Origin of the sequence: Amycolatopsis saalfeldensis (assembly GCF_900110575.1) — a bacterium.
GTDB classification, from domain to species: domain Bacteria; phylum Actinomycetota; class Actinomycetes; order Mycobacteriales; family Pseudonocardiaceae; genus Amycolatopsis; species Amycolatopsis saalfeldensis.
Window position 1 is genome coordinate 1 of the sequence record NZ_FOEF01000039.1, and the last position, 15,368, is coordinate 15,368.

Annotated in this window: 13 protein-coding genes; 9 read left to right on the forward strand and 4 right to left on the reverse strand. The window is 72.8% G+C overall.

Annotation, left to right across the window (positions count from 1 at the left end):
- Window positions 1-80: 80 nt before the first annotated feature.
- From BMY97_RS43695 to BMY97_RS43705, 3 genes are all read left to right on the forward strand, one after another.
- Window positions 81-317 (forward strand): hypothetical protein, encoded by a 237-nt coding sequence (locus tag BMY97_RS43695; RefSeq protein ID WP_281246974.1) that lies wholly within the window; start codon window positions 81-83, stop codon window positions 315-317.
- Window positions 318-510: 193 nt separating this feature from the next.
- On the forward strand, window positions 511-1,356 hold the full coding sequence (locus tag BMY97_RS43700; RefSeq protein WP_091629341.1) for an MbnB/TglH/ChrH family RiPP precursor modification enzyme: 846 nt from the start codon (window positions 511-513) through the stop codon (window positions 1,354-1,356).
- A gap of 79 nt (window positions 1,357-1,435) precedes the next feature.
- Window positions 1,436-1,765: an SCO6045 C-terminal-like domain-containing protein gene (locus tag BMY97_RS43705; RefSeq protein ID WP_091629308.1), complete on the forward strand. Its 330-nt coding sequence runs from the start codon at window positions 1,436-1,438 to the stop codon at window positions 1,763-1,765.
- Window positions 1,766-1,774: 9 nt separating this feature from the next.
- Here the strand turns inward: BMY97_RS43705 and BMY97_RS43710 are convergent, their stop codons facing one another.
- The 4 genes from BMY97_RS43710 to hemE form a co-directional block, all read right to left on the reverse strand.
- Entirely contained in the window at window positions 1,775-3,136 is a 1,362-nt protein-coding gene (locus tag BMY97_RS43710) for a CoA transferase (protein ID WP_091629310.1), read from the reverse strand.
- Window positions 3,137-3,141: 5 nt separating this feature from the next.
- Entirely contained in the window at window positions 3,142-3,834 is a 693-nt protein-coding gene (gene hemQ / locus BMY97_RS43715; protein ID WP_091629312.1) for a hydrogen peroxide-dependent heme synthase, read from the reverse strand.
- A 92-nt stretch (window positions 3,835-3,926) separates the two neighbouring features.
- Window positions 3,927-5,342 (reverse strand): protoporphyrinogen oxidase, encoded by a 1,416-nt coding sequence (gene hemG, locus BMY97_RS43720; protein WP_091629313.1) that lies wholly within the window; start codon window positions 5,340-5,342, stop codon window positions 3,927-3,929.
- Window positions 5,339-6,406 (reverse strand): uroporphyrinogen decarboxylase, encoded by a 1,068-nt coding sequence (hemE, locus tag BMY97_RS43725; RefSeq protein ID WP_091629343.1) that lies wholly within the window; start codon window positions 6,404-6,406, stop codon window positions 5,339-5,341. The genes hemG and hemE overlap by 4 nt, the downstream gene beginning before the upstream one ends.
- Before the next feature lie 881 nt (window positions 6,407-7,287).
- Here hemE and BMY97_RS43730 point away from each other — a divergent pair.
- The 6 genes from BMY97_RS43730 (at window position 7,288) to BMY97_RS43755 (ending at window position 15,222) form a co-directional block, all read left to right on the forward strand.
- Window positions 7,288-7,851 carry a DUF3000 domain-containing protein gene (locus tag BMY97_RS43730; protein ID WP_177231843.1) on the forward strand — a complete coding sequence of 188 codons (564 nt, stop codon included), beginning with the start codon at window positions 7,288-7,290 and terminating at the stop codon, window positions 7,849-7,851.
- 675 nt (window positions 7,852-8,526) lie between these two features.
- The gene (locus BMY97_RS43735; RefSeq protein ID WP_033291604.1) at window positions 8,527-9,243 is read left to right on the forward strand and encodes a response regulator transcription factor; all 717 of its coding nucleotides are present in this window, start codon (window positions 8,527-8,529) and stop codon (window positions 9,241-9,243) included.
- Window positions 9,244-9,314: 71 nt separating this feature from the next.
- Window positions 9,315-10,589: a ribonuclease D gene (locus tag BMY97_RS43740; RefSeq protein ID WP_177231844.1), complete on the forward strand. Its 1,275-nt coding sequence runs from the start codon at window positions 9,315-9,317 to the stop codon at window positions 10,587-10,589.
- Between the two features lie 101 nt (window positions 10,590-10,690).
- The gene (locus BMY97_RS43745) at window positions 10,691-11,746 is read left to right on the forward strand and encodes a toll/interleukin-1 receptor domain-containing protein (protein WP_091629319.1); all 1,056 of its coding nucleotides are present in this window, start codon (window positions 10,691-10,693) and stop codon (window positions 11,744-11,746) included.
- A 120-nt stretch (window positions 11,747-11,866) separates the two neighbouring features.
- Window positions 11,867-13,111, forward strand: coding sequence for a thiolase family protein (locus tag BMY97_RS43750; protein WP_091629321.1), 1,245 nt, complete (start codon window positions 11,867-11,869; stop codon window positions 13,109-13,111).
- Entirely contained in the window at window positions 13,111-15,222 is a 2,112-nt protein-coding gene (locus BMY97_RS43755; RefSeq protein WP_091629323.1) for a 3-hydroxyacyl-CoA dehydrogenase NAD-binding domain-containing protein, read from the forward strand. The genes BMY97_RS43750 and BMY97_RS43755 overlap by 1 nt, the downstream gene beginning before the upstream one ends.
- The last annotated feature ends 146 nt before the right edge of the window (window positions 15,223-15,368 follow it).

A 15,368-nucleotide genomic window follows, 5' to 3' on the forward strand; every position in this document is an offset into this window, starting at 1 on the left:
ACCCTCGCCGCACTCTTCCCAGACCGACTCCCACTCCACTAGAATAGAAGAAGAAATCGTCCGTGGCTTACACGGAAATCATGACAGGGCCTCCGGAGGAGTTCGCGCGCACGGCCCCCAGCAGCGGCCTGCTGTTCGGCGCCTCCGCAGCCGTCGCCCTCGGCGGCCTGGCCATGTACCCCGACGAGGAGCTGAGCACCGCCCTGGCCTCCCCCGCCTGGCCCAGCGGCGGCGGTTCTTCCGGAGGCTCTTCCTGCAGCAGCGGCTCTTCTTGCGGCGGCGGCTCCTCCTGCGGCGGCGGCGGATGTGGCGGCTGAAATGACCACCCCCAACCCAACCGCGAACACGGGCGCGGCAACTCAGACTGGCTCAGCGGCACAGCCCGCCACGGCAACGCAGGCCCACGCGGCAACCCAAGCCAGCCCGACAGCACAGGCCCACACGGCGACCCAGGCCGACGCAGCGTCGCAGCCAAGTGCGGCGCCACAAACCGTGGCGACCACCGCCGTCATTCCGGCAGGCCAGGAGGCGGCCCAAACCACCGAGCCGGCGGGCGGGCGGCTCGGCATCGGGATCGGGTGGCGGGCCGAGCTGGATCTGTCGATCGCGCGGATGCCCGGGGTCGACTGGGTCGAGGTCGTTGCCGAGAACCTGCACGCGCCTCATTTGCCCGAGAGCCTGCTTGCGTTGCGGCGGGAGCGGGCCATGCCGGTGTTGCCGCACGCGGTCTCGCTCTCGTTGGGTGGGGCGGAGCCATTGGACACCGCGCGGGTCGAGCATCTGGCCGAGCTGGGCCGGGCGCTCGACGCGCCACTGGTCAGCGACCACGTGTGCTTCGTCCGCGCGGGCGGGCTCGACTCCGGGCACCTGATGCCGCTGCCGCGCACCCGCGAGGCGCTCGACGTGCTCGTGGCGAACGTGCGGCTGGCACAGTCCATTGTGGACGTCCCGTTCGCGCTGGAGAACATCGCCGCCCTGCTGGAATGGCCGGAGAACGAGCTGAGCGAGGAGCAGTTCCTCACCGAGCTGACCGAGCGCACCGGCTGCCTGCTGATCATCGACGTCGCGAACCTGTACGCCAACGCCCGCAACGTCGGCACCGACCCGGCCGCCTTCCTCGACGGCATTCCCTGGGAACGGCTGGCCTACGTGCACATGGCCGGCGGCGTCGAGCGCGACGGCGTCTACCACGACACCCACGCCCACCCGGTCCTCCCGCAGGTGCTCGACCTGCTCGCCGAGCTGCGCCGCCGGACCGACCCGCCCGGCGTGCTGCTGGAACGCGACGACGACTACCCCACCGACACCGAGCTCGCCGCCGAGCTGGCCGCCCTCCGCGCGACGGTGGAACTGTGAACAACGCCCACGCACCGGCCGGTGCAACGATGAGCACACCCGCGCCGGGCCGAACCTCCGCGCACCCGGCGGTGACGCCATGACCCGCGAGGATCTTGCCGCCCGTCAGGCCGCATTGCTCGAGACGCTGCTCACCGACGCGCCCGCCCCGTCCGGCTTCGACCCGGCCCGGCTGCGGATCGAGGCCGACGTGCTGCTGGCCAAGCGGCGCAAGCTCGTCGCGTATCTGCGCCCGGACCTGCCCGAGGCACTGGGCGAACGGTTCCGGCCGCTGTTCGACGCCTTCGCGGCCGAGCGCCCGAAGGCAGTGACCGTGCGGGCGCGCGAGTACGCCGACACGTTCGCCGCCTGGCTCGTCACCCGCGGCGAACTGCCGAAACCCCGCTGGTTCCAGCGCCGGAAACGCTGACCGGAATCCCTACGGCAGATGCCACATCGCGGTGTCGGCCCCCGGCAGGTGCGAAGCATGGTCCCACCGCGGCGGTGCGCCCGGCAGCACGCCCGCCATCTTCACCCGCGTCATCCGGCCGTAGTCGCTGTCCACGTCTTCCAGCAGATCCGAGAAGTCCACTTCGGACGGTACGCTTTCCTTGCGCCCCAGCGAGTCCAGCCAGCGCCCGGTGCCCGCGAGGGACAGCCGGGCCTGCCAGGTGCCACCCTCGGTGACGGTGCGGCGCACGGCCGTCATCACCGCCGCGGCGGCGAGCCAGCCCGTGGCGTGGTCCAGGGCCTGCGCGGGCAGGGGCACCGGGCCTTCGGCGCCGGCGGCGCGCGCGCCCTCCTCCGCGATGCCGGACGAGAGCTGCACCAGGCTGTCGAACCCGCGCCGCCGTGCCCACGGGCCCTGCCAGCCGTAGGCCGACAGGTCGGCGATCACCAGCCCGGGCCGCAGCTCGGCCAGCTGCTCCGGGCCGAAGCCGATCCGCGCGAGCGCGCCCGGGCGGAACGACTGCACCAGCACGTCCGCGCGGGAGATGAGCTTCTTCAGCCGCGCCCGGCCGCCCTCGGTGTCGAGCGCGACGAACGACGAGCGCTTCCCCTGCCCGGTGTCCATCGTCAGCAGCGGGATGCGCGGCAGGTGGGCGGCGCCGACGTGCACCACGTTCGCGCCGTGCGCGGCGAGCACCCGCCCGGTGACGGGGCCGGCCAGCACGTGCGTCAGCTCCAGCACCCGGACCCCGCCCAGCGGGCGGCCGGAGTCGTACAGCAGCCGCTTCGGCGCGTCACCGATCCGCCGCAGCTCCGCCACCGGCAGGTCCGCGACGGCCTCGCCCTGCGGATGCGCGAGCCACTCCTCGCGCGAGCGCATCAACGCGGCCGCGCCGCCCGCCGCCACCACGGCGGACTCGACTTCGGCGGCGGTCTTGGCGGCCACCGTCTTCGTCACGGACTCGCGGCTCGCCGGCACGCCGAGCGCCCAGCACACGGCGGCCTCGTGCCGCCGGTAGTTGCAGTGCAGCTTCACCCAGCCGTCGGCGGCCCGGTAGTCGCCGGACAGCGGGCCCCACGGGTTCGGCCCCGGCTCGCCGTCCACGCGCAGGTGCGCCTCGCTGCGGAAGGCGGCCGCGGCGTGGCGGGTGTCCGCCCCGACGACGCCCGGCTCGATACCGCGCAGCTTCAGCAATTCCGCGGCCGCGAGCGTGGCGGCCGCGATCGAAGACGTCGCCGCCGCCGCGACCCGGAACGGGCCGGGCAGCACGTTCTCGTCGCCGCCCACCCCGACGGCCGGCAGCGGGTCGCCGGTGAGCGTCTGCCAGAGACCGGCCAGCACGTCTTCCACGGCGGTTACGGCAGTGCCGCGACGAGCTCGGCCGGCGGCACGCGGGTGCCCGTGTAGAACGGGACCTCCTCGCGCACGTGCAGGCGAGCCTCGGTGCCGCGCAGGTGGCGCATCAGGTCGACGATGCGGTGCAGCTCGTCGGCCTCGAAGGCGAGGATCCACTCGTAGTCGCCGAGCGCGAAGGACGCGACGGTGTTGGCGCGCACGTCCGGGTAGTCCCGCGCCTCCTTGCCGTGGTCGGCGAGCATCTTGCGGCGCTCCTCGTCGGGCAGCAGGTACCACTCGTACGAGCGGACGAACGGGTACACGGAGATGTACTTGCGCGCCTCTTCCCCGGCGAGGAACGCCGGGACGTGGCTCTTGTTGAACTCCGCCGGACGGTGCAGCGCGGTCTGGCTCCACACCGGTGTCGACACGCGCCCGAGCGGCGTGCGTCGGAAGCCCGCGTACGCGGCCTGCACCTGCTCGATTTCCTCGGCGTGCCACCAGATCATGTAGTCGGCGTCGGCGCGCAGCGCGGCGAGGTCGTACACCCCGCGCACGATCACGCCCTTGCCCTCGAGCCCTTCGAGGTACTCGGTGGTCTCGCGGCCCGCGGCCCCGCGGTCCTCGCCCAGCCGCCCCGGCTCGACCCGGAAGACCGACCAGGTGGTGTAACGGATGCTGTCGTTGAGCTCGTTGTAGTTCAGCCGCGCCATGCCTCCATCCTGGCACTGCGCGGTGCCCGGGCGCCAAGCGCCTCCGTCACACTGTGGACAACCGGGCCCGGACCACGCGCCCTGTGGACAACTCAGTCCCGCAGCTGGTCCGCGATCCGCCGGGCGGCCGCGTCCGCGGTGGCGACGCACGCGGGCAGCCCGACGCCGTGCAGCGTCGCGCCCGCGACGGCCAGGCCCGGCACCCCGGCGACGGCGCGCTCGATCCGCTCGACCCGCCCCAGGTGCCCGGCGCCGTACTGCGGCAGGCCGCCGCCCCAGCGCGTCACGAGGGCGTCGATCGGCTCCGCGGTCACGCCGGTCAGGCGCGCGAGGTCGTCGCGGACCGCCCGGACCAGGCCGTCGTCGTCGCCGTTCAGGGCGCCGGGCTCGCCGAAGCGGCCGACAGAGCCGCGCAGCAACACGGGGCCTTCGCCGCCGTAATGCGCCCATTTGTTGGAAGAGAAGGTGAACGCCTTCGCCGCGTACGGCACACCCGAGGCGTCCCGCTCCCCCGCGCCGATCAGGATCCCGGAGGCGTCCGGCAGCCCGGTGCCCGGCGGCAGCGCCAGCGCGACCACGGCCATGGACGCCAGCTCCACCTCGCCGAACGCCGCCGACGCGGCCGGGGCGATCCCGTCGAGCAGCCGCCGCGCGGACGGCGCGGGCACGGCGAGCAGCACCGCGTCTACCTCCACCGGGGTGTCTTCGGGCGCGTGCGCCGGTGCGGCCGCGCCGACGTCCAGCCGCCAGCCGGCCGCGGTCCGGGTCAGCGCGCGGACGGTCGCGGACGTCCGCAGCGTGGCACCGGAAAGCTCCAGCAGCCGCTCCAGCAGCCCGGACAAACCGCCGGTCAGCGTGCCGAACACCGGTGCCGGACGGCCAGGGGTCTTGGGCAGCAAGGATTCCGCGGCCTCGGTGAGCGAGGCCGCACCGCCCGCCACGGCATCGGCCAGGCCGGGCATCGTCGCGCGCAGGCCGAGACCGTCGGCGCCACCCGCGTAGACACCGCCGAGCAGCGGGTCGACCAGTCGGTCCACCAGTTCGTCGCCGAACCGCCCGCGCAGCAGCGGACCGAGCGGGACGTCGTCGCCGGCCAGGTCCACCGGCCCCAGCGAGCGCTCCTTCTCGACGGCGCGCCGGCCGTCCTCGGACAGCACCCCGGCCACGGCGTCGGCCGACGCGGGCACCCCCATCACCGTGCCCGGCGGCAGGCCCAGCACCGTCCCGCCGGCGTGGATCTTCGCGCGCGCTTTCGTCGGGTGCACCAGCCGCTCGCCGAGGCCGACCTCGGCGACCAGCGACGTCAGCTCGGGCCGGCGGGCCAGGAACGCCTCCGCGCCGACGTCGTAGCGGACCCCGCCCACCTCGGCCGTGCGCAGCTTGCCGCCGATCGAGGGCGTGCCCTCGAAGACCGTGATCACGGCGCCGTCTCCGAGCAGTTTGCGCAGCCGGTACGCCGCGGCCAGGCCGGAAATGCCGCCGCCGACGACGGCGACCCGGCAGGTCACAGCGAGTGCACCAGCTCGGCCACCCGGGTCAGCACCTCGGGCTCGACGCCGGGCGGCACGCCGTGGCCCAGGTTGAAGATGTGGCCCTCGGCCGCGCGGCCCTCCTCGACGATCCGGCGGACCTCGGCCTCGAGCACCGGCCACGGCGCGTACAGCAGCGCCGGGTCGAGGTTGCCCTGGACCGTCGCCGAGCCGCCCAGCCTGCGCACGGCCTCGTCCAGCGGAATCCGCCAGTCGACGCCCACCACGTCCGCCCCCGCCTCGCGCATCGCGACCAGCAGTTCACCGGTGCCGACGCCGAAGTGGATCCGCGGCACGCCGTAACCCGCGACGCCGGAGAGGACCTTCGCCGAGTGCGGCAGGACGAACTCGCGGTAGTCGCGCTCGGACAGCGCGCCGGCCCACGAGTCGAAGAGCTGGATCGCGTCGGCGCCCGCGTCCAGCTGCGCGCGCAGGAAGGTCAGCGCCATGTCGGCGAGCCGCCCCGCGAGCTCGTGCCACAGCGCGGGCTCGGAGTGCATGAGGGCCTTGGTGTGCTCGTGGTTGCGGCTCGGCCCGCCCTCGATCAGGTAGCTGGCCAGCGTGAACGGCGCCCCGGCGAACCCGATCAGCGGCGTGGTCCCCAACCGCTCGACCAGCAGCCCGACCCCCTCGGCGACACGCGCCACCTGCTCCGGCTCGAGCACCGGCAGCGCCCGCACGGCCGCGAGGTCGCGCACCGGCTCGGCCACCACGGGCCCGGTGCCCGGCACGATGTCGATGTCCAGCCCCGCCGCCTTCAACGGCACCACGATGTCGCTGAACAGGATGGCCGCGTCCACCCCGTGCCGGCGGACCGGCTGCATCGTGATCTCGGCCAGCATCTCGGGGTCGAAGCACGCGTCGAGCATCGCGACGCCCTCGCGCAGCTTGCGGTACTCCGGCAACGAGCGCCCGGCCTGGCGCATGAACCAGACCGGCGTGCGAGCAGGCCGCTCCCCGCGGGCCGCCGCCAGTAACGGCGCCTCCCCGAGGTCGCGACGGATCGAGGCAGGCGACGAAGAAAGCTGAGGCACGATCTCTATCGTCCCACTCGGCCGCACCGGGCCAGGGCCGGGTCGGGCACGGGTGCGGCACCGGGCCAGCGCTGGGTGGGTGGGGTCGCCGCCGGAGTGAGCGCTGGGTCGCCGCCGAGTCGGCGCTGAGCCGCAGCCGGAGTGGGCACCAGGCCAGAGCCGGGTCGGCGCTCGGCCGCAGCCGGAGTGGGCACCACGCCAGAGCCGGGTCGACGCTCGGCCGCAGCCGGAGTGGGCACCACGCCAGAGCCGGGTCCGCGCTCGGCCGCAGCCGGAGTGGGCACCAGGCCAGAGCCGGGTCCGCGCTCGGCCGCAGCCGGAGTGGGCACCAGGCCAGAGCCGGGTCCGCGCTCGGCCGCAGCCGGAGTGGGCACCAGGCCAGGGCCGGGTCCGCGCTCGGCCGCAGCCGGAGTGGGCACCAGGCCAGGGCCGAGTCGGCGGTGGGTAGCCGTCGGAGTGGGGGCAGGGCCGACGCGGCACCGCGGCCGGAGTGGGCGCCGGGCCATGGCCAGGTGGGCACCGGAGTGGATTGGATTGGAATCGCAAGCGGGGCCGCCCGGGAAGTTTGCGGCGCTCCCGGCTCCCGGCTTCCAGCTCTCAGCTCTCAGCTCTCAGCTCCCGGCTCCCGGCTCCCGGCTCCCGGCCGACTCGGCACTGCGTCCCGCACCATCACGCCGCCGCACCAACGAGCCGCCGGCGGCGTCACCAACCACAAGGGCGGCCGAGCCACAGCCGGCCGACCTCCACAGCACCCCTCTGCGCCACCAGCACCTCCCCACCCCCGTTCCCGGAGCCGTCCGACAACGTGGTCATCGCGGGGTTCGGCCGGGTCGGGGGTCCCTCGGCGCGCCTGCGTCCGCAACGGGGCGTTGCCGCCCTACAGTCGTTCTGTGACCGCGATGACGCCAGTGCCCGAGCTCTTCCGCGAAGCCGTCGCGGCGCTGCAGTCCGTCCGGCCCCGTCCGGAGGTGCAGCTGGAGACGATGCGCGCGCCGCAGCGGCTCGCGCCGTGGTCGTATGCGGTGAGCTGCGAGGTTTCGGGCCCGGCGGACGTGCTGGCGTCCGGCCGGCTGGTCCTGCTGCACGACCCGGACGGCCAGGAAGGCTGGGACGGTGTGCTCCGCCTGGTCATGTACGTGCGCGCGGAGCTGGACAACGAGCTGGCGACCGACCCGTTCCTGCCGGCCGTCGGCTGGTCGTGGCTGACCGACGCGCTCGAGGCGTCCGGGGCGGGCTGGACCGCGCTGGGCGGCACGGTCACCGAGACCTCGTCGGCCCGGTTCGGCGACATCGCCGGGCCGACGCGCACCGATGACCTGGAGCTGCGGGCGTCCTGGACGCCCACCGACGCGGCGCTGCGGGCGCACGGGTACGCGTTCTGCCAGGTCATGGCGAGCGTGGTGGGCCTGCCGCCGGTCGGCGTGACGCTGTTCGAGCAGCGTCAGAGCTCCTGATTTCCCAAGTTCACCCGGTCGGGCAGCCGCGAAACGGGGCGCCCGCGGCCTGAGTGCGCCCTGGCGACCCCCGCATGGTCTGGACAACTGATCCACCGGGGACCGTTCGCGCGCGATCCTGAGGCCGTTTCACGTCCGTCCACCTGGGACCGCACGCACTAGCACGGGCGGACGTTCACTTTCGTGAACACCCCATGATCACCCGGCGTCATGCCCTGGTCACGGCCAAGGTGCCGCCACCCGGGGACGGGCCGGGGCCGCGGCGATCACCGAGAGCAGCATCGGGGCCGTCCGGGCAAACGTGAATAAAGATGATCTTGCCCCGGCCGGGGCCGCTTTCCGGGGTTCGGGGGACCGGCTCTGGGCTGTCCGGGCGGAAGCATCCGCAGCTGCACGGGCCATCTGCACGGCCGTTTCCACTCCGGTAACTCTGTTGCATCGCCCTGGTGAGCCGATGCGTTAGCTAGCGGCTCAGCACTAGCCCGATCGTGTTACAACGAACTCCCTGAGTGACGAGTCGTTTCAGATAGATACCCATTCGATCCCCCCGTAACGGCTCCAGGGCGGCTACAGTGCCTTCGACGACACCACTTTCGGTCTAAAGCTGGCGCGGCTGAACGGCCGAAGGTCCCGGTGCCGGTCGGGGGGCACGACCGACTCCAGGGAGGTAGTGACGTGGCTACCGTCGGCTTATCTCAGGCCGTTCGATCCACGCCAGCCGGTGCTTTGCCGGCGAGCATGGTTCCGCACCCGCGGGAAGAGCTTTTTTCCGTGCTGGTGGTCGATGACCACCCGCTGTTGAGGGAGGCAATCGCAGCAAGACTCGCACAGATGGGTGCGGGTACCGTCCACGAGGCCGCCACGGTGGCCGAGGCGAGGGCGCGAGCGCAGGCCACCGGGCCTTGCGACCTGGCGATCCTCGATCTCGGACTGCCGGACGGCAGCGGCATCGAGCTGGTTACGGAACTCCGTAGCCACGGCTGGCCTCGTGTTGTGGTGCTCGCATCGTCCGACGACCCGTATGCGGTCAGGTCGGCGTTCCAGGCCGGTGCCCAGGCGTACCTGCTCAAGTCCGCGTCGCCGGTCGTGGTGACCGACGGCGTGCGCAGGGTCCTGGAAGGCGGCGTGTACGCCGATCCGAGCGTGGCCCCGGTTTTGGCGACCGGCACGCGGGTCGCGGGCACCGACAACACCCCGCGCGAGCTTTCCGCCCGCGAGGTCGAGGTGCTGCAGCTCGTCGCCGACGGGCAGTCCAACAAGGAGATCGGCGAGGAGCTTTCGCTCTCCGCTCTCACCGTCAAGTCACACCTCTCCCGCATCGGGCGCAAGCTCGGCACGGGTGACCGGGCCCAGATGGTCGCACTGGCCATGCGAGCCGGTGTGATCCGCTGACGAAGGCGAACGAAGTCCCTGCGGGGCGGGCGGACCAGGCGCGGTACGCCCGTCCCGTAGGGTCGTCAGTCATGGAAAGCAGTGCACAGGCGGACGGCGCCCGGACCGGAGACAGCACCACCGAACCCGCTGCCGAATCACCTGTGCTGCTACGCGAGCCCGCTGAGGGCACCCCACCCGTGGTGACCGACGCCGCCGCGCTCGCCGAGGCCTGCGCGCGGCTCGCCGCCGGGACCGGCGCCGTGGCCGTGGACACCGAGCGGGCGTCCGGCTACCGCTACTGGCCCAAGGCCTACCTCGTCCAGCTCCGCCGTGAAGGCTCCGGCACGGTGCTGGTCGACCCGATCGCCCTCGACGGCGAGCTGGCGCCGCTGCGCGAGGTCCTCAACGACACCGAGTGGGTGCTGCACGCCGCGTCCCAGGACCTGCCGTGCCTGGCCGAGCTGGACCTGCACCCCAAGTCCCTGTTCGACACCGAGCTGGCCGGACGGCTGGCGGGCTACGAGCGGGTCGCGCTCGGCACGCTGGTGGAGCTGCTGCTCGGCTACACGCTGGAAAAGGGCCACAGCGCCGCGGACTGGTCGAAGCGGCCGCTGCCGGTGGACTGGCTCAACTACGCCGCCCTCGACGTCGAGCTGCTGAACGAGCTGCGCGAGCGGCTCGAGGTGGAGCTGGAGGCGCAGGGCAAGCTGGAGTGGGCGCGGCAGGAGTTCGAGGCCGTCCGCACCGCGCCGCCGCCCGCGCCGCGCGCCGAACCGTGGCGCCGGACCTCCGGCGTGCACAAGATCCGCAGCCCGCGGGGCCTGGCCGCGGTGCGCGAGCTGTGGCAGGCCCGCGACGAGCTGGCCCGCAAGCGCGACCGCGCGCCGAGCCGGGTGCTGCCCGACAGCGCGATCATCAACGCCGTGACGGCCGACCCGAAGACCGTCGAGGAGCTGCAGGCCCTGCCGGTGTTCAGCGGCCGGGTGCAGCGCAAGTACACCGCGAGCTGGCTGCGTCACCTGCAGGCCGCGAAGGCGCTGCCGGCGAGCGAGCTGCCGACGGCCGCCCAGTCCACCGACGGCCCGCCGCCGGTCAACCGCTGGGCCGACAAGGACCCTGACGCCGCCGCCCGGCTGTCGGCGGCCCGCGCCGCGCTCGCGGCCATCGCCGAGGAGCGGCGGCTGCCGGTGGAAAACCTGATGCTGCCGGACCTGGTCCGCCGCACCTGCTGGCGCCCGCCCGTCACGGCCCTTTCCGAAGACGTGGTCGCCGACGCCCTGCGCGCCGGCGGTGCCCGGCCGTGGCAGGTCGAGCTCACGGCGGCGGCCCTGACCAAGGCCCTGCAGGCCGTGGCGTCTTCCTGACGGAGACCCGACCGGACAGTTCCCGGTCATCTTCGCGCCACCCCTGCCCTGGGTGCGCCGCACGGCTTAACCTGCGGTGACCAGCCAGCCGGAGGTGCGGTTTGACCGACTTCGTGTCCGACCGACCCGCGGTCCGCTGTTTCCTGAGCTTCACGCACGAGGACGACGACCTCTTCGACGGCTTCGTCACGCCGCTCAAGCAGAAGCTGCAGCAGTACTGCGCGGCGGGGCACGGCCGCAAGGTCGACCTGTTCCTCGACCGCGAGACGATCACCTGGGGCCAGGACTGGCGCCGTGGCATCGAGAAGGGCCTCGACGCGGCGACGGTCTTCATCCCCGTCGTGACCATGCACTACTTCCTGGAAAGCCCCTCCTGCCGTGACGAGCTGCTCGCGTTCTACGCCCGGGCGAAGGAACTCGGCCTGACCGACCTGATCCTGCCGTTGATGGTCGCGGGGCCCGAATTCCTGACCGGGGACAGCGACGACGCCTGCATCCAGGTCGTCGAGAAGCTGCAGTACGTCGACATCCAGCACGCCGTGGTCTCCGGGCCGGGGACCGCCGCGTTCCGGGAAATGATCAAGCTCGTCGCGGGCAAGCTGATCAAGGCCGTCGAGGCGGCCGAAAACCAGCTCGCCTGGCCTCGCGCGCAGGAGCCCGGCGGCGACCGGCGGATCGGCGAGCTGGCCGGGCAGATCCGGGGCCAGGCCGAGGACTTCGCCACGATCCTGGGCGAGATCACCGGCCTGGTCAGCGACGGACGGGCCGGGGCGGCGGGCCGGACCCGCGAGGACCGGGCCGCCGAGGCTCAGCGGATCACGCCGCTGGCGGTCCGCGCCCGTCGCGCCGGCACCGGCTTCGAGCTGGCGGCCGCCGAGGTGGAGGCGGCCGTGCGGGCGTACCTCAGGGACCTGCGCGCCCGCGGCAGCGAAGAGCAGGTCGAGGCGACCCGGGCCGAATACGGGCAGATCGCCGGAAGCCTCGACGAACTGGCCGCGGTCGAGGCCGCGGTCGCCGAGTTCTTCGCGGGGACCGGGCAGAACGAGGAGGCCGTCTACGCTCCCCTGCGCGCCGCGCTCGGCCCGCTGCGGCTCGGCGCCCAGTCCTTCCAGCTCGGCATCCGCACGCTGCGGCGGCTGCGCGACGTGGCGGTCTGAGCGCGGGCGCTCGCACCCGCCCGTGTGCCGTCGCCCACTCGACCGGGCCACTCCCCTGGTTACCCGTGGGTAACAAGGGCTACCCTGCGGGCAGGATTTCTGTCTACTTCAGGAGCATTCGTGGCCGCACCAGGTACGCCGCCGCTTGCGCCGAACGCGCGAGGGGTACGGAACGTCGTGTTCGTCGAAGGGGTACGCACCCCCTTCGGCAAGGCGGGCGACAAGGGCATGTACGCCGGAACCCGCGCGGACGACCTCGTCGTCAACGCCATGCGAGAGCTGCTGCGGCGGCATCCCGAGCTGCCGCCCGAGCGGGTGGACGAGGTGGCCATCGCCGCCACCACGCAGATCGGCGACCAGGGGCTGACGATCGGGCGCACCGCCGCGCTGCTGGCCGGGCTGCCGAAGTCGGTGCCGGGCTACGCGATCGACCGCATGTGCGCGGGCGCGATGACGGCCGTGACCACCGCCGCGAGCGGGATCGGCTTCGGCGCCTACGACATCGCCATCGCGGGCGGCGTCGAGCACATGGGCCGGCACCCGATGGGCGAGGGCGTAGACCCCAACCCGCGCATCATCGCCGACAAGCTGGTCGACCCGACCGCGCTGGTGATGGGCCAGACCGCGGAGAACCTGCACGACCGGTTCCCGGAGATCACCAAGGAGCGCACCGACGCCTACGCCGCACGCAGCCAGGAGCGGTACGCCGAGGCCGTGAAGACCGGCAAGATCGGCCCGGAGCTGGTGCCCGTCGCGACCCGCTCGAAGGAGCTCGGGTGGGGCCTGGCGACCGAGGACGAGCCGCCGCGCCCGGGCACGACCGTCGAGCAGCTGGCGAAGCTGAAGACGCCGTTCCGCCCGCACGGCCGGGTCACCGCGGGCAACGCCGCGGGCCTCAACGACGGTGCCACCGCGTCGCTGCTCGCCGACGAGGACACCGCGCGCGAGCTGGGCCTGCCCGTCGCGATGCGGCTGGTCGGCTACTCCTTCGCCGGGGTCGAGCCGGAGGTCATGGGCATCGGGCCGGTGCCGGCCACCGAGAAGCTGTTCAAGCGCACCGGACTGTCGATCGACGACATCGGCCTGTTCGAGATCAACGAGGCGTTCGCGGTGCAGGTGCTCGCGTTCCTCGACCACTTCGGCATCGCCGACGACGACCCGCGGGTGAACCAGTGGGGCGGCGCGATCGCCTGCGGCCACCCGCTGGCCTCGTCCGGCGTCCGGCTGATGACGCAGCTGGCGCGCCAGTTCGCCGAGCGGCCCGACGTACGCTACGGCATGACCACGATGTGCATCGGCATCGGCATGGGCGGCACCGTGATCTGGGAGAACCCGGCGTTCGACGGTTTCGAGGGGGCGAAGTAATGACGTTCACCGCTGAAGAGGCCAAGGCCGCGTTCCCGGACGAGGTCGTCACCACCGCCGTCACGAACCTGGTGAAGGTGCCCGGGCTGGCCAAGCCGGTCGCCCTGATCACTTTGGACAACGGCCACGACCACACCCGGCCGAGCACGTTCGGGCCGCAGGGGCTGGTGTCGCTGAACGCGGCGCTGGACCAGGCATTCGAGGCCGAGCCCGCCGCGATCGCGGTCACCGGCAAGCCGTTCATCTTCGCCGTCGGCGCCGACCTGTCCGGCGTCGAGGCCGTGGCTGACCCGAAGCTCGCGCGTGAGATCGCGCAGACCGGCCACGACGTGTTCCGCCGCCTGACCGAGTCGGAAATCCCGACGTTCGGCTTCGTCAACGGCGCGGTGATGGGCGGCGGGCTCGAGCTCGCGCTGTCGTGTCACTACCGGACGCTGTCGGAGAACACCGCCGCGATCGCGTTCCCGGAGGTCTTCCTCGGCCTGTTCCCGGGCTGGGGCGGCACGCAGCTGCTGCCGAACCTGATCGGGCCGGACGCCGCCGTCACCGTGATCATCGAGAACGCGTTGGCGCAGAACAAGATGCTCAACGTGAGGAAGGCGGCCGAGCTCGGGATCGCCGACGCGGTGTTCGGCTCGGCCGACTACCTCGAGCAGTCGCTGCTGTGGCTGGCGAAGGTCGTCAACGGCGAGGTCACCCCCACCCGGCGCGAGATCGACCGCGGCGCGGAGTGGGACAACGCGATCGCGCGGGCGAAGTCCATCGTGGATGGTCGCACGCACGGTGCGTCGCCGGGCGCCACCAAGGCCGTCGAACTGCTGGAGCTGGCCCGGGCCAACGATCTCGACCGCGGGTACGCGGCGGAGACCGACGGGCTCGCCGAGCTGCTCATGTCCGACGAGCTGCGCGCCGGGCTGTACTCGTTCAACCTGGTCAACAAGCGCGCGAAGCGGCCGGCCGGCGCGCCGGACAAGTCGTTGGCGCGCAAGGTGAACAAGGTCGGCATCGTCGGCGCCGGCCTGATGGCCAGCCAGCTCGCGCTGCTGTTCGTGCGCCGTCTCAAGGTGCCGGTGGTGCTCACCGACGTCGACCAGGCGCGGGTGGACAAGGGCGTGGGCTACGTCCACGAGGAGATCGACAAGCTGCTGGCGCGCAAGCGTCTCTCGCCGGACGGCGCGAACCGGCTCAAGGCGCTGGTCAGCGGCTCGCTCGACAAGGCCGCGTTCGCCGACGCGGACTTCGTGATCGAGGCGGTGTTCGAAGAGCTGGGCGTGAAGCAGCAGGTGTTCGCCGAGCTGGAGCAGCACGTCTCGCCCGAGGCGATCCTGGCGACGAACACCTCGTCGCTGTCGATCAGCGCGATGGCGTCGAAGCTGCAGCACCCGGAGCGGGTCGTCGGCTTCCACTTCTTCAACCCGGTGGCCGTGCTGCCGCTGCTGGAGATCGTGCGCGGCGAGAAGACCGACGACGCGGCGCTGGCGACCGCGTTCTCGGTCGGCAAGCAGCTGAAGAAGTCCAGCGTGCTGGTCAAGGACGCGACCGCGTTCGTGGTCAACCGGCTGCTGCTGCGCTTCCTCGGCGAGGTGCTGGTGGCCGTCGACGAGGGCACGCCGTTCGAGGTCGCCGACTCCGCGCTGGAGCCGCTCGGCCTGCCGATGACGCCGCTGACGCTGATGCAGCTCGTCGGCCCGGCGATCGCCCTGCACGTGGGCGAGACGCTGCACGGCTCGTTCCCGGACCGCTTCACCGTGAGCGAGAACCTGGCCAAGTTCGTGCAGGCGGGCAAGAAGGGCGTCTGGACCTGGGACTCCGCCGGGAACCAGTCGATCGACACCGACGTCGCGCAGCTGTGGACGCGCGGCGACTCGCCGTCCACCGCGGAGCAGGTGCGCGAGCGCGCGCTGGCGGCGATCGCCGAGGAGATCCGCATCATGCTCGACGAGGGCGTGGTGGCGGAGGCGCAGGACATCGACCTGTGCCTGATCCTGGGCGCGGGCTGGCCGTTCTGGAACGGCGGCATCACGCCGTACCTGGACCGCTCGGGGATCTCGGAGCGGGTGAACGGCAAGCCGTTCCTCGCGCCTGGCGTCGCGTCGGTGCCGACGGCCTGATCGCTCTACCGGTCCGGTGAAGGCCTCCTCGCCCGCTTCGCACGGGTGGGGAGGCCTTCGCCGTCAGCACACAACGGCCGGGTGTCGTCACCCGGTCTGGCCTGCCGATGCCGACGGTTGGTCCACAGTGGAGGGTTGAGCTGCGG

Bases quoted from the DNA above. Each gene is read 5' to 3' on its own strand.
- BMY97_RS43695 (WP_281246974.1), top strand. From the start codon at position 81: ATGACAGGGCCTCCGGAGGAGTTCGCGCGCACGGCCCCCAGCAGCGGC.
- BMY97_RS43705 (WP_091629308.1), top strand. From the start codon at position 1,436: ATGACCCGCGAGGATCTTGCCGCCCGTCAGGCCGCATTGCTCGAGACG.
- hemQ (WP_091629312.1), bottom strand. From the start codon at position 3,834: ATGGCGCGGCTGAACTACAACGAGCTCAACGACAGCATCCGTTACACC.
- BMY97_RS43740 (WP_177231844.1), top strand. From the start codon at position 9,315: ATGGAAAGCAGTGCACAGGCGGACGGCGCCCGGACCGGAGACAGCACC.
- BMY97_RS43755 (WP_091629323.1), top strand. From the start codon at position 13,111: ATGACGTTCACCGCTGAAGAGGCCAAGGCCGCGTTCCCGGACGAGGTC.